Genomic DNA, 26,017 nt, shown 5'->3' with positions numbered 1-26,017 from the left:
TGCTCGGGACTCCTTGTGCTAGCCGACCGCGACGGCACTGGCACCGCCGTCGATGGTGAGGGTGTGGCCGGTGATCCACGACGCGTCGTCGGAGAGCAGGAACGCGACCGGTCCGGCGACGTCCTCCGGCTCGCCGATGCGGCCCAGCGGGTACGCGGCGGCGAGCGCGGCCTCCCGGTCGCCGGCGTAGAGCGCCTGGGCGAGCCGCGTGCGGACCACGGCCGGCGCGACGGCGTTGACGCGGATGCCGGGCGCGAGCTCCACGGCGAGCTGCTGGGTGAGGTTGATGAGCGCGGCCTTGGAGACGCCGTAGAACGCGACGCCGGGGCTGGCCGACTGGCCGGCGACCGAGGCGGTGTTGACGATCGAGCGACGCAGACCCAGCTCCACCGCCGACCGGGTCCAGTCGAGCGCGGCGACCACGTTGACCTCGAGGATCTTGCGGACCACGGAGCTCTCGATCTCGAGCGCGGGGCCGTACGCGGGGTTGATCCCCGCGTTGTTGACCAGGTGGTCGAGCCCCCCGAACCGCTCGCGGACCAGCCGGAGAACGTGGGCGCGGTGGTCCGGGTCGTCCGCCCTGCCCGCGACGCTGATCGCACGGCCGGGCGTGACGGCGTCCAGACGGGCGACGGCCTGGTCGAGGGACTCCGGCTTGCGCCCGGTGAGGATCACGGTGGCACCCTCGGTGACCAGGCGCTCCGCGATCGCGAGCCCGATCCCGCGGCTGCCCCCGGTGATCAGGGCGACCCTGCCCTCGAACCTGCGCACGCGCACCCCTCCCGATACCGACCGTTCGGTATGTCGAGGCTAGCGCATGGGCGGTCTGGCGTTTATCTGACTCAGCGTCAGATAGCCTGGCGGCATGGATCTCGTCTACTCGCTGCTCATCGTCCTGCACCTCGTCGGCTGGGCCATCGTGCTCGGCGGAACCCTGGTCAACCTGCGCACCCCGAAGATCGCGACCGGCGTCCTGCACGGGATCCTCACGGCCCTGGTCACCGGCCTCGCGCTCGCGGGCATCGCGTCCGCGGGCCTCGCCGGTCACGAGCCGGACCCGGCCAAGCTGGCCGTCAAGCTCGTCGTCGCCCTCGTGGTCACCGCGCTGGTGGTCCTCGGCGTGCGCAAGCCCGCGCGCGTGACCACCGGCTACCTCGCGGCCATCGCCGGGCTCACGGTGGTCAACGTCGCGGTCGCCGTCATCTGGCACTGACCGTTCCGAGGAGAAGCGCCGGCGCGCTGGCAGTACTGTCCAGCGCGTGAACTCCGTCGGTGACCTCCTCGTCGGCCTGGTCGTGCTCGTGGGCCTGGTCGGCGTCGTCGTGCAGGTCCTGCCCGGCGGCCTGCTCGTCGCCGCGGCGATCATCGTGTGGGGCGTCGTCACCGGCGGCACCGCGGGCTGGACGGTCGTCGCCATCACGGTCGTCGTCACGGCGCTCGCCACGGTGGGCAAGTACCTGCTGGCCGGGCGGCACCTCAAGCGCGCGGGCGTGCCGCCGTCGACGCTCATCTGGGGCGGGGTGGCCGGTGTCGTCGGGTTCTTCGCCATCCCGGTCGTCGGGCTGTTCGTCGGCTTCGTGCTGGGGATCTACCTCGCGGAGTGGGCGCGCTCGCGGCAGGCCCAGCCCGCGTGGCGCGCGACGGTCGCGGCGCTCCAGGCCACCGGGCTGACCATCCTCGTCGAGCTCGCCGCGGCGCTCGTCGCGACGGGTGCCTGGATGACCGCCCTCGCCGTCACCTGACCCCGCGCGTCCACAGGCGCGGGGACGGCAATGTCGGTGCCGGCGCCTATCCTGGACGGGCCATGACGTCGCTCTTCGAGAACCTCTCCCTGCCCCTGCCCGGCGTCCCCACGGGCGCTCCCGACGACGCCGGGTCCGCCGAGCGTCGTGCCCGGCGCCAGGCCGAGGCGGACGCCCTGGTGGTGGGGCTGAACCCGCAGCAGCGCGAGGCCGTGCTGCACCAGGGCGGCCCGCTGCTCATCGTCGCCGGCGCCGGCTCGGGCAAGACGCGGGTGCTCACCCACCGCATCGCCTACCTGCTGGCCACCGGCCGGGCACGGGCGGGCGAGGTCATCGCGATCACGTTCACCAACAAGGCCGCCGCGGAGATGCGCGAGCGCGTCGAGCACCTGGTCGGGCCGGCCGCGGGCCGCATGTGGGTGTCCACGTTCCACTCCGCGTGCGTGCGCATCCTGCGACGCGAGGCCGCGACCCTCGGGCTGCGGTCCAGCTTCTCCATCTACGACTCCGCGGACTCGCAGCGACTGCTCACCCTCGTCGCGCGCGAGCTCGACCTCGACCCCAAGCGGTATCCGGCCAAGGCGCTGGCCTCGAAGATCTCGTCGCTCAAGGACGAGCTCGTGGACCCCGAGACGTTCGCGGCGACGTCGGGCGGCGGGGCGGCCAACGACTTCGACACCGTCCTGGCGCAGGTCTACACGCGGTACCAGGCGCGGTTGAAGCAGGCGCACGCCCTCGACTTCGACGACCTCATCATGACCACGGTCCACCTGCTGCAGGGCTTTCCCGCGGTGGCCGAGCACTACCGCCGCCGGTTCCGCCACGTGCTGGTCGACGAGTACCAGGACACCAATCACGCGCAGTACGTGCTGGTCCGCGAGCTCGTCGGGTCGTCGCGCGGCATCGTCGACGACTCGACCGACATGGAGCTCCCGCGCGGCGAGCTCACGGTAGTCGGTGACGCCGACCAGTCCATCTACGCGTTCCGCGGCGCCTCCATCCGGAACATCCTCGAGTTCGAGGTCGACTATCCGGACGCGCGGACCATCCTCCTCGAGCAGAACTACCGCTCGACGCAGAACATCCTGTCGGCCGCCAACGCGGTGATCAGCCGCAACCCCGGCCGCGAGGGCAAGCGCCTCTGGACCGACTCGGGCGCCGGCGCGCAGATCGTGGCCTACGTCGCGGACACCGAGCACGAGGAGGCCCGGTTCGTCGCCGAGGAGATCGACCGGCTCGGCGACGCCGAGAACGTGCGGCCCGGCGACGTCGCCATCTTCTACCGGGCGAACGCGCAGTCCCGGGCGCTGGAGGAGGTGCTCATCCGCGTGGGGCTGCCGTACAAGGTGGTCGGCGGCACGCGGTTCTACGAGCGCAAGGAGATCAAGGACGCCGTCGCGTACCTGCGGGCCATCGACAACCCGGACGACGACGTCAGCGTCCGGCGCATCCTCAACGTCCCGAAGCGGGGCCTGGGTGACCGGTCAGAGTCGATGGTCGCGGCGTACGCCGAGCGCGAGCGCTTCTCGTTCGGCGCAGCGCTCGACCGGCTCGACGAGGTGCCGGGCCTGGGCACCCGCGCCCTCACCGGGCTGTCCGCCTTCGCCGCGATGATGGCGGACCTGCGCGCGCTGTCCGAGTCCGGGGCGGGTCCGGCCGAGGTCCTCGGAGCCGTGCTCGACCGGTCCGGCTACCTCGCGGAGCTGCGCGCGAGCGACGACCCGCAGGACGGCTCCCGGGTGGAGAACCTGGCCGAGCTGCACGCCGTCGCCTCCGAGTTCGAGCAGACCGACCCCGAGGGGAACCTCGCGGACTTCCTCGAGCGCGTCTCGCTCGTGGCCGACTCGGACCAGATCCCCGACGACGACGGCGGCGACGCGGACGGCGGTGCTCGCCCCGACCAGGGCGTGGTCACCCTCATGACGCTGCACACCGCCAAGGGCCTGGAGTTCCCGGTCGTGTTCCTCACCGGCATGGAGGACGGCACGTTCCCGCACCTCCGGTCGCTGTCGGACTCGCAGCAGCTGGAGGAGGAGCGGCGGCTCGCGTACGTCGGCCTCACACGTGCCCGCGAGCGGCTGTACATCTCGCGCGCCGCGGTCCGTACGGCCTGGGGCGTGCCGAACGAGTTCCCCGCCAGCCGGTTCCTCGACGACCTGCCGGACGAGCTCATCGACTGGCGGCGACGCGAGTCCTCCACCCAGCAGCTGCGCTCCAGCTACGGCTCGGGTTATGGCTCCTCGGGCGGCGGTGGGTACCGGTCGGCGCCCCGGACGGAGACGCGCAAGGCGCTCCCGTCCACCGGGGCCACCTTCGGGTCGGCGACGCCGCGTCCCGACTCGGCCATCCCGCAGCTGGCCGTCGGGGACCGGGTCACGCACGACTCATACGGGCTGGGCACGGTGATCGCGCTGGAGGGCGCCGGGCCGAACGCCGTGGCGAAGGTCGACTTCGGCACGGACGGCACCAAGCGGCTGCTCCTGCGGTTCTCGCCGGTCACCAAGCTCTGAGCCGCCGGACACCGTCCCTGCACGGCCCGGACCCGGGTCGTCGTGACGCCGGAGCCGGCCCATGCCCGGGTCCGCAGCACCCGGGCCAGCGAGACCCCGGCGGCCACGGTCAGCCCACCGGCACGTCTGCCCAGGCCGCGGTGACCGCCGCCCGGACCGCGTCGGGCGAGACGCCCAGCCCGTCGAGCACGCGGTGCGCGGACGTGTCGTCGAGACGGGCGACCGCGAGGAGCAGGTGACCGCTGTCGATGCGGCGGTGCTTGTACCGGACTGCCTCGCGCAGCGAGATCTCGAGCAGCTTCTTGGCGTCCGCGTCGAACGGGCGGTGCCCGGCCTTGCCGGGCGGCGGCGCGGTGACCGCGTCCAGCGCGCCCGGACCGAACGTCGCCTCGACCTGCGCTCGCACCGCGTCGAGGTCGATGCCGACCCCCGCCAGCGCGTCGCCGTCGATCGTGTGCGGCGGCAGGGCGCGCACGCCGCCGAGCACCGCCCGGTGGTCGACCCCGAGACTGCCCAGCGCCCGGCCGGCGACGGTGTCGGGCTGGCGGATCGCGCCGAGCAGCACGTGCTCGGTCCCGATCCGCTCGGCACCCAGCGCGCGCGCCTCGTCCTGCGCCTGCACGACCGCCTCGCGGGCGTCCTTCGTGAACCTCTCGAACATCAGCCGAACCTCTTCCCGTACTTCTTGTGGACCGCCTGCCGTGACACACCCAGGGCGGCGGCGACCTGCTGCCAGGACCACCCCAGCCCCCGGGCGCGCTCGACGTGCAGGGCCTCCAGCCGGTCGGCGAGCGCCCGCAGCGCGCGGACGGCCCGCAGGCCTTCGGCGGGCTCGGCGGCACTCGCGGCCGCGGTCATCAGCTCATCGGACATGTCTGTCAACCTACATTGACGCCGGAGACACTGTCAACCCTAGTTGACGCCGGCGCTCAGGCAGGCGAAGCGGTTGCACGTCGGAGCAGGAGCCGCCGCGGCTGCATCGACACGGGCGTTCAGCTGCACGAGTGCGCAACGTCCGCACTCAGGGGTGTCAGGAGGCCTATTTGTGCGGACGTCCCCGGAGGCCGCCGCAACGTCCGCGCATCTACGCCCCGGGGGGCCTCTTTGCGCGGACGTCCGCGCGAGCAGACCGCAACGTCCGCACGCCTGCGTGTCAGGGGGCCTCTTCGCGCGGACGTCCGCGCGACCAGACCGCAACGTCCGCACATCAGGGTGTCAGGGGGCCCCTTTGAGCGGACGTCCCGCGGGAGGAGAGCGCAACGTCCGCGCATCTAAGTGTCGGGGGGCCTCTTTGCGCGGACGTCCCGCGGGGCGAGTCCGCAACGTCCGCGCATCTACGTCCCGGGGGGCGTTCTTGTGCGGACGTCCCGCTCGGCGATCTGTCAGTCGTGGGGGATGAGCCTCGGGTGGGCGAGGTCGCGGTTGTCGACGACGACCGTGGCGCGGGCGGCCGGGCGGCAGGCCGCCAGGTAGCGGCGCTGGCCCTCGACGTAGCGGGCGTTCGCGGGGTGGGCAGGGTCCGGGGGGCAGCCGTCGCGGACGGCCATCCGGGCGAACGTTTCGGCGAAGTCCACGTCGAGGTACACGGAGAAGTCCCACCAGGCGGCGAGCTCGTCGCGGTGCAGGAAGATGCCGTCGACGACGAGCACGGTGCGGTCGGTGCCGGTCTCGCGCGGCAGGTGCAGTGCGGTGTCGGTGGCGACGTCGCGCACCGCCCGCCGGTACCGGCGGCTGCCGCCGGGCGCGAACGGCTCGAGGACCTCGGTGCGCAGCGCGTCGTAGTCGTACGAGTCGGCCCAGAAGCCCTCCGGGGAGTGCCGGCCCTGGCGGTAGCGCTCGTCGCGCGGGCGGTGGAACCCATCGACGCCCACGCGGACGACGGTGCGGCCGCCGCGTCGCAGCTCGCGGGCGAGCTCGTCGGCGAAGGTGGTCTTGCCCGCGCCGTCCATGCCGTCGACGCCGACGAGGACGGGCCGCCCCAGGGTCCGTGGGTCGGGCACGTGAGCGGCGACGTCGCGCAGCACCGCCAGGCGTGCGACCGACGCGACGGGCGCGGTGTCCGAGGGGGCGCTCACCGCGACCGACGGGACGTGCGTGCGGGGTCGAGAGCTGCAGCAGCGACCTGCGTCACCGGTTCCATGCGGGGAACGTAGCGGACCGGCGCGCGGCGGGGGAGGGGTTCGGGTGCGCGGATCGTCGCGTACGCCACATCTCTCGATGTGAAGACATCTCCACCCGGCCGCTACCATCGACCGGGGCGTTTCGGCCGCACAGAGGCCGTCGAACGCCGGTGATGAGAGGACCCAGACCAGGTGGACCTGTTCGAGTACCAGGCACGTGACATCTTCGAGAAGCACGGCGTTCCCGTCCTGGGCGGCGTCGTCGCCACGACTCCCGAGGAGGCTCGCGCCGGCGCGGAGCAGCTCCTGGGTGGTCAGGACGGCGTGGTCGTCGTCAAGGCTCAGGTCAAGGTCGGGGGCCGCGGCAAGGCGGGCGGCGTCAAGCTGGCGCGCTCCGCGGACGACGCGGCCGAGAAGGCCTCCGAGATCCTCGGCATGGACATCAAGGGCCACACGGTCCACCGCGTGATGATCGCGCAGGGCGCGAAGATCGCGACGGAGTTCTACTTCTCCCTGCTGCTGGACCGCGCCGAGCGTCGCTACCTGGCGATGTGCTCGGTCGAGGGCGGCATGGAGATCGAGCAGCTCGCGGTCGAGCGTCCCGACGCCCTCGCCAAGGTCGCGGTCGACCCGCGCACCGGCATCGACCAGGAGAAGGCCGACGAGATCGTCGCGGCCGCCGGGTTCACGCCCGAGCTGGCGCCGAAGGTCGCCGCCGTGCTGCAGACGCTGTGGACGGTCTACAAGAACGAGGACGCCACGCTCGTCGAGGTCAACCCGCTCGTGCTGACCGAGGACGGCGACATCGTCGCGCTCGACGGCAAGGTCACGCTCGACGAGAACGCAGGCTTCCGCCACCCGGAGCACGCCGAGCTCGAGGACGCCGCCGCGGCGGACCCGCTCGAGGCGCGCGCCAAGGAGAAGGACCTCAACTACGTCAAGCTCGACGGCGAGGTCGGCATCATCGGCAACGGCGCGGGGCTCGTCATGAGCACGCTCGACGTCGTCGCGTACGCCGGTGAGGCGCACGGCGGCGTGAAGCCGGCGAACTTCCTCGACATCGGCGGCGGCGCGAGCGCCGAGGTCATGGCCGCGGGCCTGGACATCATCCTCACGGACCCGCAGGTCAAGGCCGTGTTCGTCAACGTGTTCGGCGGCATCACGGCGTGCGACGCCGTGGCCAACGGCATCGTCGCGGCGCTCGACATCCTGGGCGACGAGGCCTCCAAGCCGCTGGTCGTGCGCCTCGACGGCAACAACGTGCTCGAGGGTCGTCGGATCCTCGCCGAGGCCGGTCACCCGCTCGTCACGATCGCGGACACGATGGACGGCGGCGCCGACAAGGCGGCCGAGCTCGCCCACGCCGCGGCCTGAACCCCCTGACGCAGAGAGAAGCAGACACCACCATGGCGATCTTCCTGACCGAGGCATCCAAGGTCATCGTCCAGGGCATGACGGGCTCCGAGGGCCAGAAGCACACGACCCGCATGCTCGCGTCCGGCACGTCCGTCGTCGGCGGGGTGAACCCGCGCAAGGCGGGGACCACCGTCGCGTTCGGCGAGACCGAGGTCCCGGTGTTCGGCACCGTGGCCGAGGCCATGGACGCCACCGGCGCCGACGTCTCCGTCGTCTTCGTGCCGCCGGCCCACACCAAGGCCGCGGTCGTCGAGGCGATCGATGCGGGCATCCCGCTCGTCGTCATCATCACCGAGGGCGTCCCGGTGGCCGACACCGCCGAGTTCTTCGCCCTCGCGGTGGAGAAGAACGTGCGGCTCATCGGCCCCAACTGCCCCGGCCTGATCAGCCCCGGAAAGTCGAACGTGGGCATCATCCCCGCCGACATCACGGGCCCCGGGCGGGTCGGCCTGGTGTCCAAGTCCGGCACGTTGACCTACCAGATGATGTACGAGCTGCGGGACTTCGGGTTCTCCACGGCCATCGGCATCGGCGGCGACCCGATCATCGGCACCACGCACATCGACGCCCTCGCGGCGTTCGAGGCGGACCCCGACACCGAGGTCATCGTGATGATCGGCGAGATCGGTGGCGACGCCGAGGAGCGCGCGGCCGCCTACATCGCCGAGCACGTCACCAAGCCCGTCGTCGGCTACGTCGCCGGTTTCACGGCGCCGGAGGGCAAGACCATGGGCCACGCCGGCGCCATCGTGTCGGGCTCGTCGGGCACCGCCCAGGCCAAGAAGGAGGCCCTCGAGGCCGCGGGCGTCAAGGTCGGCAAGACGCCGTCCGAGACGGCCGCGCTCGCGCGCCAGCTCCTGTCCTGACCACCCTCTCGACGACCCCGGTGAGCCCACGCTCACCGGGGTCGTCGTGTTCTACCCGACAGCCGACGCGCCGGGCGGGGTTCGCCGGTGCGGGAGCGTCGGCGGCGACCATGGCACGGTGAGCTCCACCGGTCCCCGCACGGGGGGCACCCCTGTCCTCGACCGCCGCCGTCGCCGCACGCTGTCCGACGACGCCGCGCCGACGTTCTTCGTGTCCGCGCTCGACGGCGCCCCGCGCTGGGTCTCGGGCGTCCTGTCCTCCCTGCAGGCGGCGGTGCTGTCGCTGCTGGTGCTCACGCTCCCGGCCGTCGCCGCGTACGTCGCGACGTCCGCGGACCCCTCGAACAGCGGCGTGGGCTGGTTCCGGTCGGTGGGCGTCGGCTCCTCCCTCTGGCTGCTGGGGCACGGGGTCCCGGCGCAGGTCGGCGCGGTCACCGTCTCGCTCGTCCCGCTGGGTGTGACGGTCCTCGCCCTCTTCGCCTGCTACGCGTCCGCCCGCCGGTCCGGCCTGGCCACGTGGTCGGCGTACGCCGCCGGGGTCGGCACGTACACGCTGGTCGCGGTGCTGCTCGCGCTGCTCGGCGGGAACTCCGGCGCTGGCCTGGTGCGGGCGCTCGTCGGCGGCGCGACCGTGTCCGCGGTCGGCCTGGGGACGGGCCTGCTGGCGCGCCCCGAGGCCCCCACGTTCCGCGCGCTGACCCGACCCGTGTGGATCCGTTGCCCCGGGCCCCTGCGGACCGGCGCCGCCGGCGGCGTGCTCGCCACGGCCTGCCTGGTGCTCGTCGCGGCGCTCGTCGCGACGCTGTGGGTGGTGGCGGGCCGGGCGACCATCGGGGACGTCGTGCGCGGCCTCGGGCTGGACATCGTCGGCGGGGTGGTGCTCGCGGTGGCCGAGCTCGCGTACCTGCCCAACCTCGTGGTCTGGGCGCTCGCGTGGCTCAGCGGCGCCGGCTTCGCCGTCGGCTCTGGGACGCGCTTCGCCCCCGACGGGGTGGTGGGCGGCCCGCTGCCGGCCGTGCCCCTGCTCGGCGCGCTCCCGACGCCGGACGTCGCGGGACCGGTCACGAGCGTCGTCCCGCTGGTGCTCGTCGTCGTCGGCGCGCTGGTCGGCTGGTACGTGCACCGCAGGCTGGTGTCACTCCGCTGGTGGGACGCCCCCGTCGCGTGCCTGGCCGCGGCGGTGACCGCCACCCTCGCGGTCGCCACCCTCGTGACGCTCGCCAGCGGCGGGGTCGGACCCGACCGGCTGGCCGACGTGGGCGCGCAGGGGATGGTCGTCGGGCTCCTCGCCGGCGCCGGCGTGCTGGTGGGGTCGCTGCTGGTCGCGCTGCCCGGCGACGGGCCGCTGCGGGCGCAGGTGCACCGGTGGATCGGCGCGCTGCTGCGCCGGGAGCCGGCGCAGGACTAGGAGCCGCTCTGCTCCAGCGACCCCCGCAGCTCGTCGAGGTCCTTCACGTACTGCGCGTCGCAGGCGTTCGTCGCGGCGATGGTCAGGGCGCCCGCGAGGCAGTCCTGCTTGGCCTGCTGCACCGGCCAGAGCGCGAGCTGCACGCCGAGCAGCAGCGACCAGAACAGCGCGATGACGACGCCCACGGCGATGATCGGCGTGAGCCCGCGGGACCGCGCCCGGGCCGACACGACGAGCGCCCGCACGGCGACCACGAGTGCGGCGAGGGCGAACGCGATGCCGGCGGCCTGCCACGGGAGCGGCAGAGTGGCGACGAGGACCGACGACAGGATGAGGACGCCGAACAGCCGCGTGAGGTGCTGGGCCCGCGCGGCCTGCTCGGGGTCCGGCGGCCTGCGGTCGGGTGCGCCCGGACCGACGGCCGCGGGGTGGTGCGGCGCCGGCGGGGGCCACGGGTGCTGAGCAGGCGGCGCGTCCACCCGGTCGCCGTCCGGCGTGCGCGGACGGTCCTCGGGGGGTGCGTACGGATTGCTCACCCGAGCATTCTCGCCCACGAACGCCACCCGGCGGACGGCGCGTCCGCCGACCGCGGATAGGGTCGCTGCGTGACGCACGAGACCCCTCCTCGCCCCGCCCCGGCCACCCGCAGCGCGGGCCGGCTCGTGGTGCTCGTGTCCGGCACGGGCTCGAACCTCGCCGCCCTGCTGGCGGCTCACGACGACCCGGCCTACGGCGCGCGCGTCGTCGCGGTGGTCGCGGACCGCAGCGGCATCCGCGCCCTCGACATCGCGCGCGAGGCCGGCATCCCGACGGCAGTGGTGTCGATCAAGGACTTCGACGACCGGCCCGCGTGGGACCGTGCGATCACGGAGACCGTCGCCGTGTTCTCGCCCGACCTGGTGGTCTGCGCGGGCTTCATGAAGCTGTTCGGCGCCACGTTCCTGGAGCGCTTCGGTGGCCGGACCGTCAACACGCACCCCGCGCTGCTGCCGTCGTTCCCCGGGGCCCATGGCGTGCGGGACGCGCTCGCGTACGGCGTCAAGGTCACGGGGTGCACCGTCATGGTGGTCGACGAGGGGATCGACTCCGGGCCGATCCTCGCCCAGGCCGCCGTCACCGTGGAGCCCGACGACGACGAGCCGACGCTGCACGAGCGCATCAAGTCGGTCGAGCAGAGGCTGCTGGTCGACTGGGTCGGCCGGATCGCCCGCGAGGGGCTGCGGGTGGAGGGCCGGCGCGCGATCGTCGGCTGACGCGCGCCCGGTTGCCGCTAGACTCGGCCACGGTCGTGACTGGCGCAGGTGGGTTCAACCACCGGGAAGCGGCCGCAGTGCCCCGCCACGCACCGCCCGCCTGGGTGCATGGGTCCGCCCTAGCCGACCCTGCACCCCCGGGAGCCGCCATGTCCTCCATCGAGAACCGCCGACCCGTCCGCCGCGCCCTCGTCAGCGTCTACGACAAGACCGGCCTGACCGAGCTCGCGGAGTCGCTGCACGCCGCCGGCGTCGAGATCGTCTCCACCGGCTCGACCGCGTCGACCATCGCCGCCACGGGTGTGCCGGTCACGCGGGTCGAGGACCTCACCGGGTTCCCCGAGTGCCTGGACGGGCGCGTCAAGACGCTGCACCCGCGGGTGCACGCGGGCGTGCTGGCCGACACGCGGCGGCCGGAGCACCTCGCGCAGCTGGCGGACCTGGGGATCGCCCCGTTCGAGCTGGTGGTGGTCAACCTCTACCCGTTCACGGCGACCGTCGCGTCCGGCGCGGAGCCCGACGAGTGCGTCGAGCAGATCGACATCGGCGGCCCGTCCATGGTGCGCGCGGCGGCGAAGAACCACCCGAGCGTGGCGGTCGTGGTCGACCCCGCGCGCTACGACGAGGTCGCCGCCGCGGTCCAGGCGGGCGGCTTCACGCTCGCCGCGCGCCGGCTGCTCGCGGCCGACGCCTTCGCCCACACCGCCGCCTACGACGCCGCGGTGGCCAGCTGGTTCGCGGCCGACTACGCGCCGGACGCCACGACGGTCGACTCGGGCTTCCCGGCCTTCACCGGGTCGACGTGGGTGCGCGGCGAGGTGCTGCGCTACGGCGAGAACCCGCACCAGCAGGCGGCTCTCTACCTGACCCCGGACGGCGAGGCCGGACGCGGGCTGGCGGGCGCCGAGCAGCTGCACGGCAAGGCCATGAGCTACAACAATTACGTCGACGCCGACGCCGCGTGGCGGGCCGCGCACGACCACGACGCCCCCGCGGTCGCCATCATCAAGCACGCCAACCCGTGCGGCATCGCGGTCGGCTCGGACGTCGCCGACGCGCACGCCAAGGCCCACGCGTGCGACCCGGTGTCGGCGTTCGGCGGCGTCATCGCGACCAACCGGACGCTCACGGCCGCGGCCGCGGAGCAGATCGCGCCGGTGTTCACCGAGGTCGTGGTCGCACCGGACTTCGAGCCGGAGGCGCTCGAGATCCTGGCGCGCAAGAAGAACATCCGGCTGCTCAAGGTCACCCCGACGCAGGGCGTGCGGACCGAGCGCCGTGCCGTCAGCGGCGGCCTGCTGGTCCAGGAGCTGGACCAGGTCGACGCGCCCGGCGACGACCCGTCGGCGTGGACGCTGGCGTCGGGCGCGCCGGCCGACGAGGCGACGCTGCGCGACCTCGAGTTCGCGTGGCGAGCGGTCCGCGCGGTGAAGTCCAACGCGATCCTGCTGGCCGACGACGGCGCCTCGGTCGGTGTCGGGATGGGTCAGGTCAACCGGGTCGACTCGTGCCGGCTCGCGGTCGAGCGCGCCAATACGGGCGACACCGAGCGGGCGCGCGGCGCGGTCGCGGCCTCGGACGCGTTCTTCCCGTTCGCCGACGGCGCGCAGGTGCTCATCGACGCCGGCGTGCGGGCCATCGTGCAGCCGGGCGGCTCGGTCCGGGACGAGGAGGTCGTCGCCGCGGCGGCGGCCGCCGGCGTCACCCTCTACCTCACGGGCACGCGGCACTTCGCACACTGACCGTCAGGTCAGGGCCGCCTCGCGCAGCGGCGTGCCGGGCTCGCGCGCGAGCGTGCGGTCGAGGCGCGGCAGCCGCGCGCCGGTGAACAGCCGGCGCGCGGCGCCGACGTCGCGCGGGCGGTCCACGGTGAGGATCGCGGCGACGTCGTCCGTGCCGCGCCGGAACCACAGGGCGGCCCAGCCGTCGCCCGCGGGGTTGCCGCGCAGGACCACCTCGTCGTCGGTGTGCGGCTGCCCGAACAGCGCCAGCTCGTGCCCGAGCTGGGTGGAGAAGACGTAGGGCGCGACGTCCACGGACTCCTGCGGCGTGCCCAGCAGGTCGGCGACGAGCGCCGCGGGTCCGCGCAGCGCGCCGTCCCAGTGGCCGCCTGGCACCCAGCCGTGCCGGGGTGACCTGCGAAGCGCGACGTCGCCGGCCGCCCGCACGGAGCGCGGGACGCCGATCACGGCGTGGTGCTCGTCGACCCGCAGCGACCCGTCGGGCTCCAGCGGCAGAGCGCCGGCCAGCCAGTCGGTGCTGGGACGGGCGCCGACCGCGGCCAGGACGACGTCCGCCTCGAACAGCTTGCCGTCCGCCAGCAGGACGCCGTTGGTGCCCACCTCGACCACGTGCTCGCCGGTGAGCAGCCGCACGCCGGCGGCCGCGTACCAGGGCGCGACGAGCTCGCCGACGGTCGGCCCGAGCGCGCCGGACAGGGGAGCGCCCGTGGCCTCGAGGACCACCACCTCGACGCCGGCGGCCGCGGCGACCGTCGCCACCTCCGCGCCGATCCAGCCCGCACCGATGACCACGAGGCGAGCACCAGGGACCAGCGTCTCGCGCAGCCGCTGCGCGTCGGCGGCCGTGTGCAACGTGAGCGCGGCCTCCCAGCCGGTCGGCCGGACGGCGTGCGCGCCGGTGGCCACCACGACTGCGTCCGCGGCCCGCGGGCCGTCCGCCGTGAGGACCTCCGGCCGCCCGCCCGCGAAGGACAGCCCGCTCGCCGGCGTGCCCAGGTGCACCTCGTCGGCCAGCGCGAGCAGGTCAACGCCGAGCTCGTCGGCGAGCCAGGTGGGACCGGCGCGGTCGAGCAGATGCTTCGAGAGCGGCGGCCGGTCGTACGGGGCGATCCCCTCGGCTCCGAGAACGACCACCCGCCCGTCGAACCCTCGGTCGCGCAGCGCGGCCACCGTCTGCGTGGCCGCGAGGCCCGCGCCGGCCACCACGATCTCTCGCAGAGGGGACCGGTCCAGCGGCTCGTCGTCGGTCCAGTCGCTCACCCGGCAACGGTAGTCTCCCGTCGGGAGGCAAGGTCGGACATGGCGGAGGAGCAGATGAGCGGGGGAGCCGGGGTGCGCCGTGCGGAGGCCGCACACCCCAAGGCTGTCCCGCCCGTCGAGCCCGAGGTCAGCCCCGCGCCCGAGCCTGACCCCCCGGTGCGCCCGGACGAGATCCCGGTCGAGGAGGCGCCCCTCGACCCCCGGGCCATCGCCCGCGCGTCGCTCGACGCCGGCCGCAACCTCTCCCTGTGGTGGACCAGCTCCGGCATCGTCGTCGCGACGGTCGTCGCCCTCGCCGTCGGCACCCGCGCCGGGGCGTTCGCGCTCGCGGCGGTCGCGCTCGCGTGCGCCGTGGTCCGCGCCGTGCTGCCGTCGCCCGGTCCGGCGGCGCTCGCCGTGCGGGCGAAGGCGCTCGACGTCGCGGTGCTGTGCACGCTCGGCGTCGGCCTGGCGCTCCTCGCGCAGATCCTGCCCTCCGGCTGAACTGACGACGAAGGCCCGGGACCACCGGTCCCGGGCCTTCGTGCGTTCAGCTGAGGCGGATCAGCGCTCCGAGACCACGAGGACGTCGTCCGTCGTGACGTACGCGTCGTCCTCCTCGAGCAGGTTGTCCTCGGCCGGCTCGGCGGCGAAGGCGCGGTAGACCAGGCCGGCCAGCGCGGCGCCGACCAGCGGGGCCACCCAGAACAGCCAGAGCTGGCTGAGGGCCCAGCTCTCGGAGAAGATCGCCGTGGCCGTCGAGCGGGCCGGGTTGAGCGACGCGTTGGTCACCGGCAGCGCGACGAGGATCAGCACGGCGAGCACCAGGCCGATGGCGAACGGCGCCTGCTTGTTGGCGGAGCGACGGTCCGTGGCGCCGAGGATGACGCCGACGAACACGGCGGTCACCACGATCTCGACCAGCAGCGCGATGACCAGCGAGAACTCGACCTGGCCGCTCGAGAGCTTGGACAGCGGGGAGTGCGCGGCGTACCCGTTGGAGACGCTCGAGAAGAACGACTTGGTCGTCGCGTTGCCGCTGGTGTCGAGCAGGGCAGGCAGCTTCGACGGGATCGTGATGAACAGGATGGCCGCGGCGAGGATGCCGCCGACCAGCTGCGCGAGCCAGTAGGGCAGGACGTCCTTCCACGACGTCCGGCCACCGATGGCGGCGCCCAGCGTCACGGCGGGGTTGAAGTGACCGCCCGAGATGTGGCCGACGGCGATGATGCCCGCGAGGACCGCGAGGCCGAAGCCGAGCGCGACGGCCAGCGTGCCGCCGACGCCGCTGAAGCTCGAGTACAGCGCGATGCCGACGCCCACGAGCACGAGCGCGAAGGTGCCGAACGCCTCGGCGCCGAGACGCGCCACCAGGCTGGGGCCGGTCACGACGACCGTGCCGGCGGGGACGACGTACGCGTCGAGCTCCTCGACGACGACGTCCTCGTCCTCGTCCTCCTCGAGCTCGGGCTCCGGGGCGGCGACCGGCTCGGCGACCGGCTGGGCCGCCGCGGCGGGTGCGTCGTCGGCGGCGGCCGCAGCCGAGGCCTCCTCGGGCGCCGGGGTGCCGGCCAGCGTCGTCTCGTCGGGGTCCGGGGAGCCGGCGGCCTTGTCAGGGGTGTCCTGTGACATGTCGATCCTGTCGTGAGTGAGCGTCGGTGAAAGGGCAGGTGCGCGCGGAGCCTGCCACGCCCGGCTGTGCGGTCGTGACGACGTGGTGAGTCGGCGCCATGCCCCCTGGTGGGGCCAGCATGCCAGGCCCGGTGCCATCGGTCACGGTGGACGCCGAGGTGCGGACTCTCGAGATCTCTCGACGTCGAGTAATCTTGTCCGCGGACCCGCGCCGGCAGACGCTCCATCGTGCCGTGCCCCCACCCGTCCCCAGCACAGGAGATCCCGCATGGCGAAGATCAAGGTTGTCGGCCCGGTCGTCGAGCTCGACGGCGACGAGATGACGCGCATCATCTGGCAGTTCATCAAGGACCGCCTGATCCACCCGTACCTCGACGTCGACCTGCGCTACTACGACCTGTCGATCCAGAACCGCGACGCCACCGACGACCAGGTGACCATCGACGCGGCCAACGCCATCAAGGAGCACGGCGTCGGCGTCAAGTGCGCGACGATCACGCCCGACGAGGCCCGCGTCGAGGAGTTCGGCCTGAAGAAGATGTGGGTCTCGCCCAACGGCACGATCCGTAACATCCTCGGCGGCGTCGTCTTCCGCGAGCCGATCATCATCTCCAACATCCCGCGCCTGGTGCCGGGCTGGAACAAGCCGATCATCATCGGCCGTCACGCCCACGGCGACCAGTACAAGGCGACCAACTTCAAGGTCCCCGGTGCCGGCACGCTGACCCTGACCTACACCCCGGCGGACGGCTCCGAGCCGATCAACCAGACGGTCGTCACGTACCCCGACGGCGGCGGCGTCGCCATGGGCATGTACAACTTCAACGACTCGATCCGCGACTTCGCGCGCGCCTCGTTCGCCTACGGCCTGCAGCGCGGCTACCCGGTCTACCTGTCGACGAAGAACACGATCCTCAAGGCCTACGACGGCGCGTTCAAGGACATCTTCCAGGAGGTGTTCGACGCCGAGTACGCCGCGGACTTCGCGGCCGCCGGCCTGACCTACGAGCACCGCCTCATCGACGACATGGTCGCCGCGGCCATGAAGTGGGAGGGCGGCTACGTCTGGGCCTGCAAGAACTACGACGGCGACGTGCAGTCCGACACCGTCGCGCAGGGCTTCGGCTCGCTTGGCCTCATGACGTCCGTGCTCATGACGCCCGACGGCAAGACCGTCGAGGCGGAGGCCGCGCACGGCACCGTCACGCGCCACTACCGCCAGCACCAGGCCGGCAAGCCGACGTCGACCAACCCGATCGCGTCGATCTTCGCCTGGACCGGTGGCCTGAAGCACCGCGGCAAGCTGGACAACACCCCCGAGGTCACGCAGTTCGCGGAGACGCTCGAGCAGGTCGTCATCGAGACGGTCGAGTCGGGCGCCATGACGAAGGACCTCGCGTCGCTCGTCGGCCCCGACCAGGCGTGGCAGACCACCGAGGAGTTCCTCGCGACGCTCGACGCCAACCTGGCGGCCAAGCTCGCCTGAGCACGCCTCACCGACGGCGTCCACCCTGGCCAGGGTGGGCGCCGTCGGTCGTCTGCGGGGTAGCGTGAGGTCGCCGTCGTCGCCGAGGAGAAGGAGCCCGTTCCGTGGCCAGCTCGCCCGTCACCGTGACCGTCACCGGAGCCGCCGGGCAGATCGGCTACGCGCTGCTCTTCCGGATCGCGTCCGGCCAGCTGCTCGGCCCCGACACCCCCGTCCGCCTGCGGCTCCTCGAGATCCCGCAGGCCGTGAAAGCCGCCGAGGGCACGGCGATGGAGCTGGACGACTGCGCGTTCGCGACGCTGGACAGCGTCGAGATCTACGACGACCCGACGGCCGCGTTCGACGGCGTCAACGTGGCCCTGCTCGTCGGCGCCCGGCCGCGCACCGCCGGCATGGAGCGCGGCGACCTGCTCTCGGCCAACGGCGGCATCTTCAAGCCCCAGGGGCAGGCCATCAACGCGGGCGCTGCCGAGGACGTCCGGGTCCTCGTCGTCGGCAACCCGGCCAACACGAACGCGTTCATCGCGTCGTCGCACGCGCCCGACGTCCCCGCCCACCGGTTCACCGCGATGACCCGCCTCGACCACAACCGGGCGGTGGCGCAGCTGGCGACGAAGACCGGCGCCAAGGTGGGGGACATCGCGCGCCTGACCATCTGGGGCAACCACTCCGCGACGCAGTACCCCGACCTGTCGCACGCGACGGTCGGCGGGCGTCCGGCGCTCGAGGTCGTCCGCGACGACACGTGGGTCCGCGACACGTTCATCCCGACCGTCGCCAAGCGCGGCGCCGCGATCATCGAGGCGCGCGGGGCCTCGTCGGCGGCCTCCGCGGCCAACGCGGCGATCGACCACGTCTTCTCGTGGGTCAACGGCACGCCCGAGGGCGACTGGACGTCGGCGGGCATCGTCTCGGACGGCTCGTACGGCGTGCCGGCCGGGCTCATCTCCTCGTTCCCGGTGACGTCGAGCGGCGCGGAGTGGGAGATCGTGCCCGACCTCGACATCGACGAGTTCTCCCGCGCGCGGATCGACGCGTCCGTCGCGGAGCTGGTCGAGGAGCGCGACGCCGTCCGCGCGCTGGGCCTGATCTGAGCGGCGCCCGAGCCGGCCTGAGCTGACGGTGTGGGCCGAGGAGGTCGCGGCACCGCTCCCCGGGAGGGGCGTCGGGGCGTTCCTTTGCTGGGCGCTGCTCGGCGCGGGCATCGGCTTCGGGTTCGGCGCCGTGCTGGCGGCCGGGCTCGTGGTCGCCGTCGCCCTGCTGGTCCTCGGCGGCATCCTCGTGGCACGCCAGGGCCTGCGGCCGGCCCAGCTGGGCGTGGTTACGGGGCTCGGCGCCCTCCCGCTGACGATCGCCTGGCTCAACCGGCACGGCCCGGGGCAGTACTGCACGGGCGGCGTCACCGGCGCCTCCGAGTGCGTCGCGCAGTGGAGTCCGTGGCCGTTCGCGCTGGTGGGCGTGGCGCTCGTGGTCGTCGGCGTGGTGCTGTTCGTGCGGACCCGCCGCGCCTGACGTCCTGGCTCGAGATCAGGCCGCGGCTCGGGCCGCCGCAACGACGTCGCGGACGACGCGGACGAGCGCGAGGGGGTCGTCGTGCTGGACGAAGTGGCCAGCCCCGGCCAGCACGCGCACCTGGATGCCGAGCAGGTCGTGGAGCGCCCGCGCGGCCTCGTGGCGCGCGGCCGGTGAGCGTTCGCCGACGGTGACGACGACCGGGCCCTGGCCCGGGTCCAGCGCGGACGGCTCGAACCGTCGGAACATCGCGAGGTCGCGGCCGACGGCGTCGGGGTCGTCGGGGGCCATCGACGGGTCCCACGACGGGCCGTAGAGCGCCCGGCCGAACCCGGGGACGCCGCCTGTCGCCCAGCCGGCGACGACGTGGTCGAGCAGGCCCGGCACCAGCGACCCGACCGCCGGCTCGTGCAGGACGGCGCCCGCCAGGTGGGCGCCGGACGAGGCGAGCGCGAGGCCCAGCGTCGCGCCGCCGCTCACGCCGACCACCACCGCCCCGTCGGCGGCGTCGGCCAGCGCCGCGACCTCGGTCGCCAGGTCGCCCGTGCTCCGGCGGTCGGGCGCAAGGACCTCGACGTCGTCCGCGCGCAGGAGCGCCCGCAGCGGGGCCCAGACCCGTGCGGTCGTCGCGGCTCCGTGCACGAGCAGCACGCGGGTGGACGTCATGGCGCGAGCGTAGGCGGGCGGGCGAGTGCTCCTGCAGGTCAGACACGCAAGCGTTACGTGTGCCGCGAATGTCCGAAACATCCCGCTCCTAGTCTCCCGGCATGGATACACGCTCGGATACCGCTCTGGATACGGAGCGATCCTGCGCGCCCGGGGGTCGTGGATGACCTCCGACGCCGTCGCCCGGGCCCGCGGTCGGGTGGGCAAGCCCGCCGCGCTGCTCGAGGTACGCAGCCTGTCCAAGCGCTTCGGCAAGGTGCAGGCGAACTGGGACGTCGACCTGACGGTCCTGCCGGGGACGGTGCACGGCCTCATCGGGGAGAACGGGGCCGGCAAGAGCACCCTCCTCAAGATGATCTACGGGGTCTACACCCCGGACGAGGGCCGCATGTTCGTCGACGGTGCCCCCGTCGCCCCGGGCAGCCCGGCCGACGCGCGGGCCCTCGGGATCGGCATGGTGTTCCAGGACCTGCGGCTGGTCCCCGCGCTCAGCGTCGCGGAGAACATCGCACTGGCCCTGCCCGACGGGCCGACGCTGCGCCTCACGCAGCTCGCGGCGCGGATCACGGAGGCCTCCGAGTCCTACGGCCTGGCGGTCGACCCGACCGCCAAGGTCCGCCACCTGTCCATCGGCGAGCGGCAACGCGCGGAGATCCTCAAGGTGCTCATGACGGGTGCCCGTCTGGTCATCCTCGACGAGCCCACCAGCGTGCTCGCGCCGCAGGAGGTCGAGTCCCTCTTCGCGGTGGTCGCGCAGCTGCGCGACCGTGGCCTCGGCGTGGTCCTCGTGACGCACAAGCTGGGCGAGGTCCGCGCGATCGCCGACCAGGTCACCGTGCTGCGCGGCGGTCAGGTGATCCTCAACGCGGAGGATCCCGGCAACTTCTCGGACGCCGAGCTGGTCGAGGCCATGGTGGGCCGGCGCGTGCCGCCGCTCGCGGTCGAGCGCGTGGCGGTGCCGGAGCGGGCGCGCGCGGTGCTCGAGCTGCAGGGGGCGACGGCGCTGGGCGACCGCGGGCACGTGGCGCTCAAGTGCGTGGACCTCGAGGTGCACCCCGGCGAGCTGGTCGGCGTGGCCGGCGTCGCGGGGAGCGGTCAGAAGGAGCTGTGCGAGGTCGCGCTCGGCCTGCGGCCGGTCACGGCGGGGACCGTGCGCGTCGGGGAGTCGTCGGACGTGACGGCCCGCAGCGCGATCGACGCCGGTGCGGTGGCGGTCCCCGAGGACCCGGTCGCCGACTCGGTGGTGCCCGGCCTGACCGTGCTGGAGCACATGGTGCTCGACGGTCGTGCGGTACCTCGCCGCGGTTTCGGCATCGACTGGCCGGCCGTGGGCGCGCGGACCGCGGTGCTCGACGAGCGGGTCGGGCTGCACATGGCGCCGACCAGGCGCGCGCTGTCGTCGCTGTCGGGCGGCAACATCCAGCGGGTCCTGCTCACCCGGGAGCTCGGGCAGGACGCCGCGCTGGTCGTGGCGGCCTACCCCAGCCGCGGCCTCGACGTCGCCAACACCCGCCGGACGCAGGAGCTGCTGCTCGAGCACCGGGCCCGCGGAGCCGCCGTGCTCATGGTCTCGGAGGACCTCGACGAGCTCATCGCCGTGGCCGACCGGATCGCCGTCATGCACGACGGGCACCTGGTCGGCGTCGTCGACACCGCGGGTGCGGACCGCATGTCCATCGGACGACTGATGCTCGGAGGGGTCGCATGAGCCAGGAGGTGCGCAAGCAGGCGCCACCGCTGCCGGCGGCGGCGCTGCCCCCGGCCGACGGGCACGACGGGCGGGCGCGGCTGACCAGCGGCGGCAACACGCTGCTGCGCTGGACCGGCGCGCTCATCGCCGGCCTGGTGGTCTTCGGCGCGTTCGTCGCGGCCAACGGCGCCAACCCGTTCTCGGTGTACGCGGACATCTGGAGCTCGACCCTGACGCAGCCGGGCCAGTTCCAGCAGATCATCCTGCGCGCGGCGCCCATCGCGTTGGCCGGCCTCGCGGTGGTGGTGCCGGCCCGGGCCGGACTCGTGAACGTCGGCGGCGAGGGCCAGCTGATCATCGGGGGCATCGCGTCGGCCGCGGTCGCCCTCTGGCTGACGCCGATCGCCTCGCCGTGGCTCGTGATGCTGCTCATGGTCCTCGCGGCGATGGCCGCGGGGGCGGTGTGGGCCGGCATCGCGGCCGCCATGCGCATCGTCGTGAAGGTCAACGAGGCCGTCACCACGCTGCTGCTCAACTACGTCGCGCTGTACTCGATGCTCTTCCTCATCCTCGGCCCGTGGAAGGACCCGGCGGCTCTTGGGCAGTCCACCAGCGTCGAGCTGAACGACGCGATGAAGCTCCCGGTGTTCGCCGGGACGGCGATCCACGTCGGCGTCGCGCTCGCGGTGCTCGCGGCGGTGGGCGTCTGGTTCGCGCTGACCCGCACGACCTGGGGCTTCCGCCTCTCGGTCGTCGGCGGGAACGCCGAGGCCGCCCGGCGCGCGGGGCTCCCCGTCGTGACCCTGCTGCTCACGGCCCTGCTCATCGGCGGTGCGCTGGCCGGCCTCGCGGGCTTCATCCAGTACGCGGGCATGGAGTACAAGCTCCGCCCGACGTTCGGTCTGACCATCGGGTACGTCGCGTTCCTGGCCAGCTGGCTCTCGCGGCACAAGCCGCTCCCGCTGCTGCTCGCGTCGCTGGTCCTCGCGGCGATCGCGGTGTCCGGCAACAGCCTGCAGATCGGTTCCGGCCTCCCGGCCGCGACCGTCAACATCCTCATGGGTCTGGTGCTGGTGGCCGTCCTCGGCTGGACCGGCCCGCGGAAGGTGACGTCGTGATCATCGACATCCTCGCCGGGGCCGTGCGCGGCGGCACGTCCATCATGTACGCGGGCCTCGGCGAGACCGTCTCCGAGCGGGGCGGCGTCATCAACCTCGGCACCGAGGGCGCGATGCTCCTCGGGGCGCTCGGCGGGTACGCCGTCACCGCCCAGACGGGGAACCCGTGGATCGGGGTGCTCGGCGGCGCGCTCGCCGGGGCGCTGCTGAGCCTCGTGCACGCGATCCTCGTCGTCAGCCGGGGTGCCAACCAGTTCGCCAGCGGGCTCACGCTCTACTTCCTGGCCCTCGGCGTCACGTCGTTGTTCGGCGTCAGCTACGTGAGCCGCCAGATCAACGCCTTCACGCCGGTGCCCGTGCCGGGGCTGAGCGAGATCCCCGGACTCGGGCCGGTCCTCTTCGACCACGACCCGCTGGTCTACATCGCCTACGTCGCGGCGCCGGTCATCTGGTGGGTGCTGTTCCGGACGCGCGTGGGCCTGCTGGTGCGGACCGCGGGGGAGCGCAAGGAGGCCCTCGACGTCCACGGCTACAGCGTGAAGAAGGTCCGTTACGGCGCGACGATCGTCGGAGGCGCGCTCGCGGGCGTCGGCGGCGCGCACATCTCCATCGCCTACGCCAACAGCTGGTTCGAGAACATGATCGCCGGCCGCGGGTTCATCGCCGTCGCGCTCGTGATCTTCGCGATGTGGAACCCCATCCGGATCATGGCGGGCGCCTACCTGTTCGGCGCCGCCCTGTCGCTGGCGTCGGTGCTGCAGACGTCGGGCATCGCCGTGAACCAGTTCGCGCTCAACGCCGTGCCGTTCGTGCTCACCCTCGTCGTCCTGGCGATCCTCGGCCGTCGCACCATGCTCGCCGCGCCGGACGAGCTGCTCAAGGTGTTCGACAACAGCCGCACCACCTGACCCTCCCCGCCCCTCGCAGTGCCTCCGGAAGGATCACCCATGCGCATCTCTCGAACAGCCCGCGTCGCCGTCGTGGCGGCGGTGCTGGCCGTGCTCGCCGCGTGCAGCCCGGCCGTCTCGACGCCCGACAGCGCGGGATCGGCACCGGCGGCCGACTCCGCGCCGGGTGCCGGGGCGACCACGGTCGGCGTCATCGCCGTCGGGCCCAAGGACGACTTCGGCTACAACCAGGCCGTCTACCAGGGCGTCGAGGCGCTCCGGAAGAAGTTCCCGGACGTCAAGGTGCTCGACGCCTACAACATCCCCGAGGACGACACGGCCGCGACGACGATGGAGAGCATGGTCGCGCAGGGGGCGACCATCATCTTCGCGACGAGCTACGGCCACCTCGACGCCGCCAAGGAGGTCGCCGCCGCGCACCCCGACGTGGTCGTCGTCCACCAGGGCGGCCTGCTCGACCCCGTCCCGGCGAACATGGGGACGTACTTCGGCAGCGTGTACGAGCCCGTCTACCTGGCCGGCATCGCCGCGGGGGCCGCGACCACCACCGGAAAGCTCGGCTACGTCTACGCCATCCCGATCCCGCAGACCCTGGCCAACATCAACGCCTTCACGCTCGGCGCGCAGACGGTGCGGCCCGACGTCTCGGTGACCGCGGTCTCGACCACCAGCTGGTGCGACCCGGCCACCCAGGCGGACCGCGTCGCGTCCCTGCTCAGCTCGGGCGTCGACGTGGTCACGCAGCACCAGGACTGCACGAAGACGATCATCGAGGCCACGGAGGCGGCCGGCGCGTACACGGTCGGCTACCACGCGGACGCCTCGTCGCTCGCACCGAAGGGCTGGCTCACCGGCTCCGAGTGGAACTGGGGACCGCTGTACTCGGACATCGTCCAGACGGCGATCGACGGCGACTTCGTCGGCAGCGACTACAACGGCAACTACCGGGCCAACATGGCCGGCGGCGCCAACCCCTTCGTCGCCTCGACGTTCGGCCCGAGCGTCACGGACGACACCAAGGCGCTCATCGCGGCGGCCGCGACAAAGATCGAGGGCGGCTGGAGCCCGTTCACCGGCCCGATCACCGCGCAGGACGGCACCGTCAAGGTCGAGGACGGCGTGACCCCGCCGGTCGAGACCGTCGAGCAGATGGACTACTTCGTCCAGGGCGTCGTCGGCACCCTCTCCTGACCGTCGCCGGGGCCCGCTCGTCGTAGCGGGCCCCGGCACCACACCTGGGGGATCCCATGCACGTCACCGGCACCACGCCGTACCCGTGGCCGTTCGACGGCGACCTGCGCGGACCCGGTACCGCGCTGCTCGTGGTCCTGCCCGTCGGGGTCGACCCGCCCGCCGCCACGGAGCCGCTGGCGGCCGCCGTCCGTGCCGTCGGCGGCACGGTCGTCGTCGTGCGCACCACCGCGCCCGCGCCCGGCGGCGCCCGCTCGCCCGGCATCCCCTCCGAGGCCGCGGCTCCCGTCGCTGACCTCGACCTGACCGCCGGCGGGGTCGACGGGTTCTACGCCAGCGACCTCGACCTGGTGCTCCGCACGGGCCGGGTCCGCCGCCTGCTGCTGGCCGGCGTCGGCCTGGAGACCTGCGTGCACTCCACCATGCGCGACGCGAACGACCGCGGGTACGAGTGTCTGCTGGTCCTCGACGCCTGCGAGCCGATCGACCCCTCGCTGGTGGCCGCCTCCGTGTCGAGCATCGAGATGTCGGGCGGCATCTTCGGTGCCGTCGGGACCGTCGCCGCCGTCCTGGACGCCCTCACCCCCGCCCTCGCGCTCACCCCAGGAGGCCCCCGATGACCGACCAGCTGACCACGACGACCACGACGTTCGGCCCCGTCGAGGCCGACCCGTACGCCTGGCCGTACGACGGCACGTTCAGCGCCGCCACCACGGCGATCCTCAACATCGACTGGCAGCAGGACTTCTGCGGGCCGGGCGGCTACGTCGACGCCATGGGCTACGACCTCGAGCTGACCCGGGCGGGCCTGGCGCCGACGGCGGCGATGCTGGCGGTGGCCCGCGACCTGGGGTTCCACATCCTGCACACCCGCGAGGGCCATCGCCCCGACCTGTCGGACCTGCCCGCCAACAAGCTCTGGCGCTCGCGGCGGATCAACGCCGGCATCGGAGACGACGGCCCGTGCGGCCGGATCCTCACGCGCGGCGAGCCGGGCTGGGAGATCGTCCCCGAGGTCGCGCCGTGGCCCGGCGAGCTGGTCATCGACAAGCCCGGCAAGGGCTCGTTCTACGCCACGGACCTCGACCTGATCCTGCGCAGCCGGGGGATCACGCACATCATCCTCACGGGCATCACCACCGACGTCTGCGTCCACACGACCATGCGCGACGCGAACGACCGCGGGTACGAGTGCCTGCTGCTGTCCGACTGCACCGGCGCCACCGACTACGGCAACTACCTGGCCGCGCTCAAGATGGTCACCATGCAGGGCGGCGTCTTCGGCGCCGTCGCGGACTCGGCGGCGCTGCTGAGGTCGCTGGCGAACCCGCTGCCCGCCGAGTCGTGACAGAGCCGACGCCGCGGCATCCGACCCCCAGCGTGGAGACTTAGTCCCGCTGAGCGGAACAAAGTCTGCACGCAGTGGTCGGATGACCAGGCCATGAGGCACGCCGCGTGCCCAGTCGGCACGCCCCATGGCCTGATCGGCTGCGCGGGGATGGCGTGAGCAGGCCAGGA

The 26,017-nt window shown here is 73.3% G+C and carries 26 protein-coding genes and 1 riboswitch; of the genes, 18 read left to right on the top strand and 8 right to left on the bottom strand.

The genetic code is table 11. The annotated features are described in order from the left end of the window. Positions 1 to 18: 18 nt before the first annotated feature. Complete coding sequence (locus AC1DQC_RS02930) at positions 19 to 771, bottom strand: SDR family oxidoreductase (RefSeq protein ID WP_477049737.1); 753 nt, start codon at positions 769 to 771, stop codon at positions 19 to 21. A gap of 94 nt (positions 772 to 865) precedes the next feature. On the opposite strand from AC1DQC_RS02930, the gene AC1DQC_RS02925 reads away from it, so the two are divergent. From AC1DQC_RS02925 to pcrA, 3 genes are all read left to right on the top strand, one after another. Further along, positions 866 to 1,213 (top strand): hypothetical protein, encoded by a 348-nt coding sequence (locus AC1DQC_RS02925; protein WP_477049736.1) that lies wholly within the window; start codon positions 866 to 868, stop codon positions 1,211 to 1,213. Between the two features lie 46 nt (positions 1,214 to 1,259). Beyond that, on the top strand, positions 1,260 to 1,742 hold the full coding sequence (locus AC1DQC_RS02920; protein WP_477049735.1) for a DUF456 domain-containing protein: 483 nt from the start codon (positions 1,260 to 1,262) through the stop codon (positions 1,740 to 1,742). A 62-nt stretch (positions 1,743 to 1,804) separates the two neighbouring features. Next, positions 1,805 to 4,252 (top strand): DNA helicase PcrA, encoded by a 2,448-nt coding sequence (gene pcrA, locus AC1DQC_RS02915; protein WP_477049734.1) that lies wholly within the window; start codon positions 1,805 to 1,807, stop codon positions 4,250 to 4,252. 109 nt (positions 4,253 to 4,361) lie between these two features. Here the strand turns inward: pcrA and AC1DQC_RS02910 are convergent, their stop codons facing one another. The 3 genes from AC1DQC_RS02910 to AC1DQC_RS02900 all read right to left on the bottom strand — a co-directional run bounded on the left by AC1DQC_RS02910 (position 4,362) and on the right by AC1DQC_RS02900 (position 6,327). Beyond that, positions 4,362 to 4,913: a Clp protease N-terminal domain-containing protein gene (locus tag AC1DQC_RS02910; protein WP_477049733.1), complete on the bottom strand. Its 552-nt coding sequence runs from the start codon at positions 4,911 to 4,913 to the stop codon at positions 4,362 to 4,364. Beyond that, a complete protein-coding gene (locus AC1DQC_RS02905; RefSeq protein WP_456824833.1) occupies positions 4,913 to 5,125 on the bottom strand; it encodes a helix-turn-helix transcriptional regulator in 213 nt (70 codons plus the stop codon). Before AC1DQC_RS02905 ends, AC1DQC_RS02910 begins: the two co-directional genes overlap by 1 nt. Positions 5,126 to 5,634: 509 nt before the next feature. Then, positions 5,635 to 6,327 carry an AAA family ATPase gene (locus tag AC1DQC_RS02900; protein ID WP_477049732.1) on the bottom strand — a complete coding sequence of 231 codons (693 nt, stop codon included), beginning with the start codon at positions 6,325 to 6,327 and terminating at the stop codon, positions 5,635 to 5,637. 237 nt (positions 6,328 to 6,564) lie between these two features. Between AC1DQC_RS02900 and sucC the strand changes: the two genes are divergently transcribed. The 3 genes from sucC (at position 6,565) to AC1DQC_RS02885 (ending at position 10,062) form a co-directional block, all read left to right on the top strand. After that, positions 6,565 to 7,746: an ADP-forming succinate--CoA ligase subunit beta gene (gene sucC, locus AC1DQC_RS02895; protein WP_477049731.1), complete on the top strand. Its 1,182-nt coding sequence runs from the start codon at positions 6,565 to 6,567 to the stop codon at positions 7,744 to 7,746. A gap of 32 nt (positions 7,747 to 7,778) precedes the next feature. Beyond that, positions 7,779 to 8,654: a succinate--CoA ligase subunit alpha gene (sucD, locus tag AC1DQC_RS02890; protein WP_477049730.1), complete on the top strand. Its 876-nt coding sequence runs from the start codon at positions 7,779 to 7,781 to the stop codon at positions 8,652 to 8,654. A 118-nt stretch (positions 8,655 to 8,772) separates the two neighbouring features. After that, entirely contained in the window at positions 8,773 to 10,062 is a 1,290-nt protein-coding gene (locus AC1DQC_RS02885; RefSeq protein WP_477049729.1) for a cell division protein PerM, read from the top strand. On the opposite strand, the gene AC1DQC_RS02880 is transcribed toward AC1DQC_RS02885, so the two are convergent. Continuing rightward, positions 10,059 to 10,598 (bottom strand): hypothetical protein, encoded by a 540-nt coding sequence (locus AC1DQC_RS02880; protein ID WP_477049728.1) that lies wholly within the window; start codon positions 10,596 to 10,598, stop codon positions 10,059 to 10,061. The genes AC1DQC_RS02885 and AC1DQC_RS02880 overlap by 4 nt on opposite strands. A 69-nt stretch (positions 10,599 to 10,667) precedes the next feature. Here AC1DQC_RS02880 and purN point away from each other — a divergent pair, with 69 nt between their 5' ends. Together purN and purH are read left to right on the top strand one after the other, a co-directional pair. Beyond that, on the top strand, positions 10,668 to 11,315 hold the full coding sequence (purN, locus tag AC1DQC_RS02875; RefSeq protein WP_477049727.1) for a phosphoribosylglycinamide formyltransferase: 648 nt from the start codon (positions 10,668 to 10,670) through the stop codon (positions 11,313 to 11,315). Between the two features lie 25 nt (positions 11,316 to 11,340). Continuing rightward, a riboswitch (ZMP/ZTP riboswitch) is annotated at positions 11,341 to 11,428 on the top strand. A gap of 36 nt (positions 11,429 to 11,464) precedes the next feature. Next, complete coding sequence (gene purH / locus AC1DQC_RS02870) at positions 11,465 to 13,057, top strand: bifunctional phosphoribosylaminoimidazolecarboxamide formyltransferase/IMP cyclohydrolase (protein ID WP_477049726.1); 1,593 nt, start codon at positions 11,465 to 11,467, stop codon at positions 13,055 to 13,057. Between the two features lie 3 nt (positions 13,058 to 13,060). On the opposite strand, the gene AC1DQC_RS02865 is transcribed toward purH, so the two are convergent. Continuing rightward, positions 13,061 to 14,317: an NAD(P)/FAD-dependent oxidoreductase gene (locus AC1DQC_RS02865; RefSeq protein WP_477049725.1), complete on the bottom strand. Its 1,257-nt coding sequence runs from the start codon at positions 14,315 to 14,317 to the stop codon at positions 13,061 to 13,063. A gap of 39 nt (positions 14,318 to 14,356) precedes the next feature. Here AC1DQC_RS02865 and AC1DQC_RS02860 point away from each other — a divergent pair, with 39 nt between their 5' ends. Then, positions 14,357 to 14,800: a DUF3017 domain-containing protein gene (locus AC1DQC_RS02860; RefSeq protein WP_477049724.1), complete on the top strand. Its 444-nt coding sequence runs from the start codon at positions 14,357 to 14,359 to the stop codon at positions 14,798 to 14,800. Between the two features lie 60 nt (positions 14,801 to 14,860). Here the strand turns inward: AC1DQC_RS02860 and AC1DQC_RS02855 are convergent, their stop codons facing one another. Continuing rightward, complete coding sequence (locus tag AC1DQC_RS02855) at positions 14,861 to 15,928, bottom strand: MIP family channel protein (RefSeq protein WP_477049723.1); 1,068 nt, start codon at positions 15,926 to 15,928, stop codon at positions 14,861 to 14,863. A 268-nt stretch (positions 15,929 to 16,196) separates the two neighbouring features. On the opposite strand from AC1DQC_RS02855, the gene AC1DQC_RS02850 reads away from it, so the two are divergent. The 3 genes from AC1DQC_RS02850 to AC1DQC_RS02840 all read left to right on the top strand — a co-directional run bounded on the left by AC1DQC_RS02850 (position 16,197) and on the right by AC1DQC_RS02840 (position 18,926). Next, on the top strand, positions 16,197 to 17,414 hold the full coding sequence (locus AC1DQC_RS02850) for an NADP-dependent isocitrate dehydrogenase (RefSeq protein ID WP_477049722.1): 1,218 nt from the start codon (positions 16,197 to 16,199) through the stop codon (positions 17,412 to 17,414). A gap of 104 nt (positions 17,415 to 17,518) precedes the next feature. Beyond that, positions 17,519 to 18,508 (top strand): malate dehydrogenase, encoded by a 990-nt coding sequence (locus AC1DQC_RS02845; RefSeq protein ID WP_477049721.1) that lies wholly within the window; start codon positions 17,519 to 17,521, stop codon positions 18,506 to 18,508. 28 nt (positions 18,509 to 18,536) lie between these two features. Further along, positions 18,537 to 18,926 (top strand): hypothetical protein, encoded by a 390-nt coding sequence (locus AC1DQC_RS02840; RefSeq protein WP_477049720.1) that lies wholly within the window; start codon positions 18,537 to 18,539, stop codon positions 18,924 to 18,926. A 15-nt stretch (positions 18,927 to 18,941) separates the two neighbouring features. Here the strand turns inward: AC1DQC_RS02840 and AC1DQC_RS02835 are convergent, their stop codons facing one another. Continuing rightward, positions 18,942 to 19,592, bottom strand: coding sequence for an alpha/beta fold hydrolase (locus AC1DQC_RS02835; RefSeq protein WP_477049719.1), 651 nt, complete (start codon positions 19,590 to 19,592; stop codon positions 18,942 to 18,944). A 163-nt stretch (positions 19,593 to 19,755) separates the two neighbouring features. Here AC1DQC_RS02835 and AC1DQC_RS02830 point away from each other — a divergent pair, with 163 nt between their 5' ends. From AC1DQC_RS02830 to biuH, 6 genes are read left to right on the top strand one after another with little or no spacing between them, the layout of a single operon-like run. Continuing rightward, on the top strand, positions 19,756 to 21,300 hold the full coding sequence (locus AC1DQC_RS02830) for an ABC transporter ATP-binding protein (protein WP_477049718.1): 1,545 nt from the start codon (positions 19,756 to 19,758) through the stop codon (positions 21,298 to 21,300). Continuing rightward, entirely contained in the window at positions 21,297 to 22,400 is a 1,104-nt protein-coding gene (locus AC1DQC_RS02825; RefSeq protein ID WP_477049717.1) for an ABC transporter permease, read from the top strand. The genes AC1DQC_RS02830 and AC1DQC_RS02825 overlap by 4 nt, the downstream gene beginning before the upstream one ends. Continuing rightward, on the top strand, positions 22,397 to 23,308 hold the full coding sequence (locus tag AC1DQC_RS02820; protein WP_477049716.1) for an ABC transporter permease: 912 nt from the start codon (positions 22,397 to 22,399) through the stop codon (positions 23,306 to 23,308). The genes AC1DQC_RS02825 and AC1DQC_RS02820 overlap by 4 nt, the downstream gene beginning before the upstream one ends. Before the next feature lie 39 nt (positions 23,309 to 23,347). After that, complete coding sequence (locus tag AC1DQC_RS02815) at positions 23,348 to 24,499, top strand: BMP family ABC transporter substrate-binding protein (RefSeq protein WP_477049715.1); 1,152 nt, start codon at positions 23,348 to 23,350, stop codon at positions 24,497 to 24,499. A 56-nt stretch (positions 24,500 to 24,555) separates the two neighbouring features. Beyond that, the gene (locus tag AC1DQC_RS02810) at positions 24,556 to 25,119 is read left to right on the top strand and encodes a cysteine hydrolase family protein (protein WP_477049714.1); all 564 of its coding nucleotides are present in this window, start codon (positions 24,556 to 24,558) and stop codon (positions 25,117 to 25,119) included. Beyond that, positions 25,116 to 25,847, top strand: a complete 732-nt coding sequence (gene biuH / locus AC1DQC_RS02805; protein WP_477049713.1) for a biuret amidohydrolase — start codon at positions 25,116 to 25,118, stop codon at positions 25,845 to 25,847. Before AC1DQC_RS02810 ends, biuH begins: the two co-directional genes overlap by 4 nt. Positions 25,848 to 26,017 lie beyond the last annotated feature (170 nt).

The organism is Cellulomonas sp. P4_H12, assembly GCF_056400905.1.
Note: the sequence above shows the minus strand (reverse complement) of the source record. Positions and strands in the feature narration are given on the sequence as shown.

Excerpts from the sequence above, each read along its gene's own strand:
- AC1DQC_RS02850 (WP_477049722.1), top strand. The coding sequence starts at position 16,197 with ATGGCGAAGATCAAGGTTGTCGGCCCGGTCGTCGAGCTCGACGGCGAC.
- purH (WP_477049726.1), top strand. The coding sequence starts at position 11,465 with ATGTCCTCCATCGAGAACCGCCGACCCGTCCGCCGCGCCCTCGTCAGC.
- AC1DQC_RS02815 (WP_477049715.1), top strand. The coding sequence starts at position 23,348 with ATGCGCATCTCTCGAACAGCCCGCGTCGCCGTCGTGGCGGCGGTGCTG.
- pcrA (WP_477049734.1), top strand. The coding sequence starts at position 1,805 with ATGACGTCGCTCTTCGAGAACCTCTCCCTGCCCCTGCCCGGCGTCCCC.
- AC1DQC_RS02810 (WP_477049714.1), top strand. The coding sequence starts at position 24,556 with ATGCACGTCACCGGCACCACGCCGTACCCGTGGCCGTTCGACGGCGAC.
- AC1DQC_RS02835 (WP_477049719.1), bottom strand. The coding sequence starts at position 19,592 with ATGACGTCCACCCGCGTGCTGCTCGTGCACGGAGCCGCGACGACCGCA.
- AC1DQC_RS02910 (WP_477049733.1), bottom strand. The coding sequence starts at position 4,913 with ATGTTCGAGAGGTTCACGAAGGACGCCCGCGAGGCGGTCGTGCAGGCG.
- AC1DQC_RS02860 (WP_477049724.1), top strand. The coding sequence starts at position 14,357 with ATGGCGGAGGAGCAGATGAGCGGGGGAGCCGGGGTGCGCCGTGCGGAG.
- AC1DQC_RS02925 (WP_477049736.1), top strand. The coding sequence starts at position 866 with ATGGATCTCGTCTACTCGCTGCTCATCGTCCTGCACCTCGTCGGCTGG.
- biuH (WP_477049713.1), top strand. The coding sequence starts at position 25,116 with ATGACCGACCAGCTGACCACGACGACCACGACGTTCGGCCCCGTCGAG.
- AC1DQC_RS02825 (WP_477049717.1), top strand. The coding sequence starts at position 21,297 with ATGAGCCAGGAGGTGCGCAAGCAGGCGCCACCGCTGCCGGCGGCGGCG.
- sucD (WP_477049730.1), top strand. The coding sequence starts at position 7,779 with ATGGCGATCTTCCTGACCGAGGCATCCAAGGTCATCGTCCAGGGCATG.
- AC1DQC_RS02855 (WP_477049723.1), bottom strand. The coding sequence starts at position 15,928 with ATGTCACAGGACACCCCTGACAAGGCCGCCGGCTCCCCGGACCCCGAC.
- AC1DQC_RS02830 (WP_477049718.1), top strand. The coding sequence starts at position 19,756 with ATGACCTCCGACGCCGTCGCCCGGGCCCGCGGTCGGGTGGGCAAGCCC.
- AC1DQC_RS02905 (WP_456824833.1), bottom strand. The coding sequence starts at position 5,125 with ATGTCCGATGAGCTGATGACCGCGGCCGCGAGTGCCGCCGAGCCCGCC.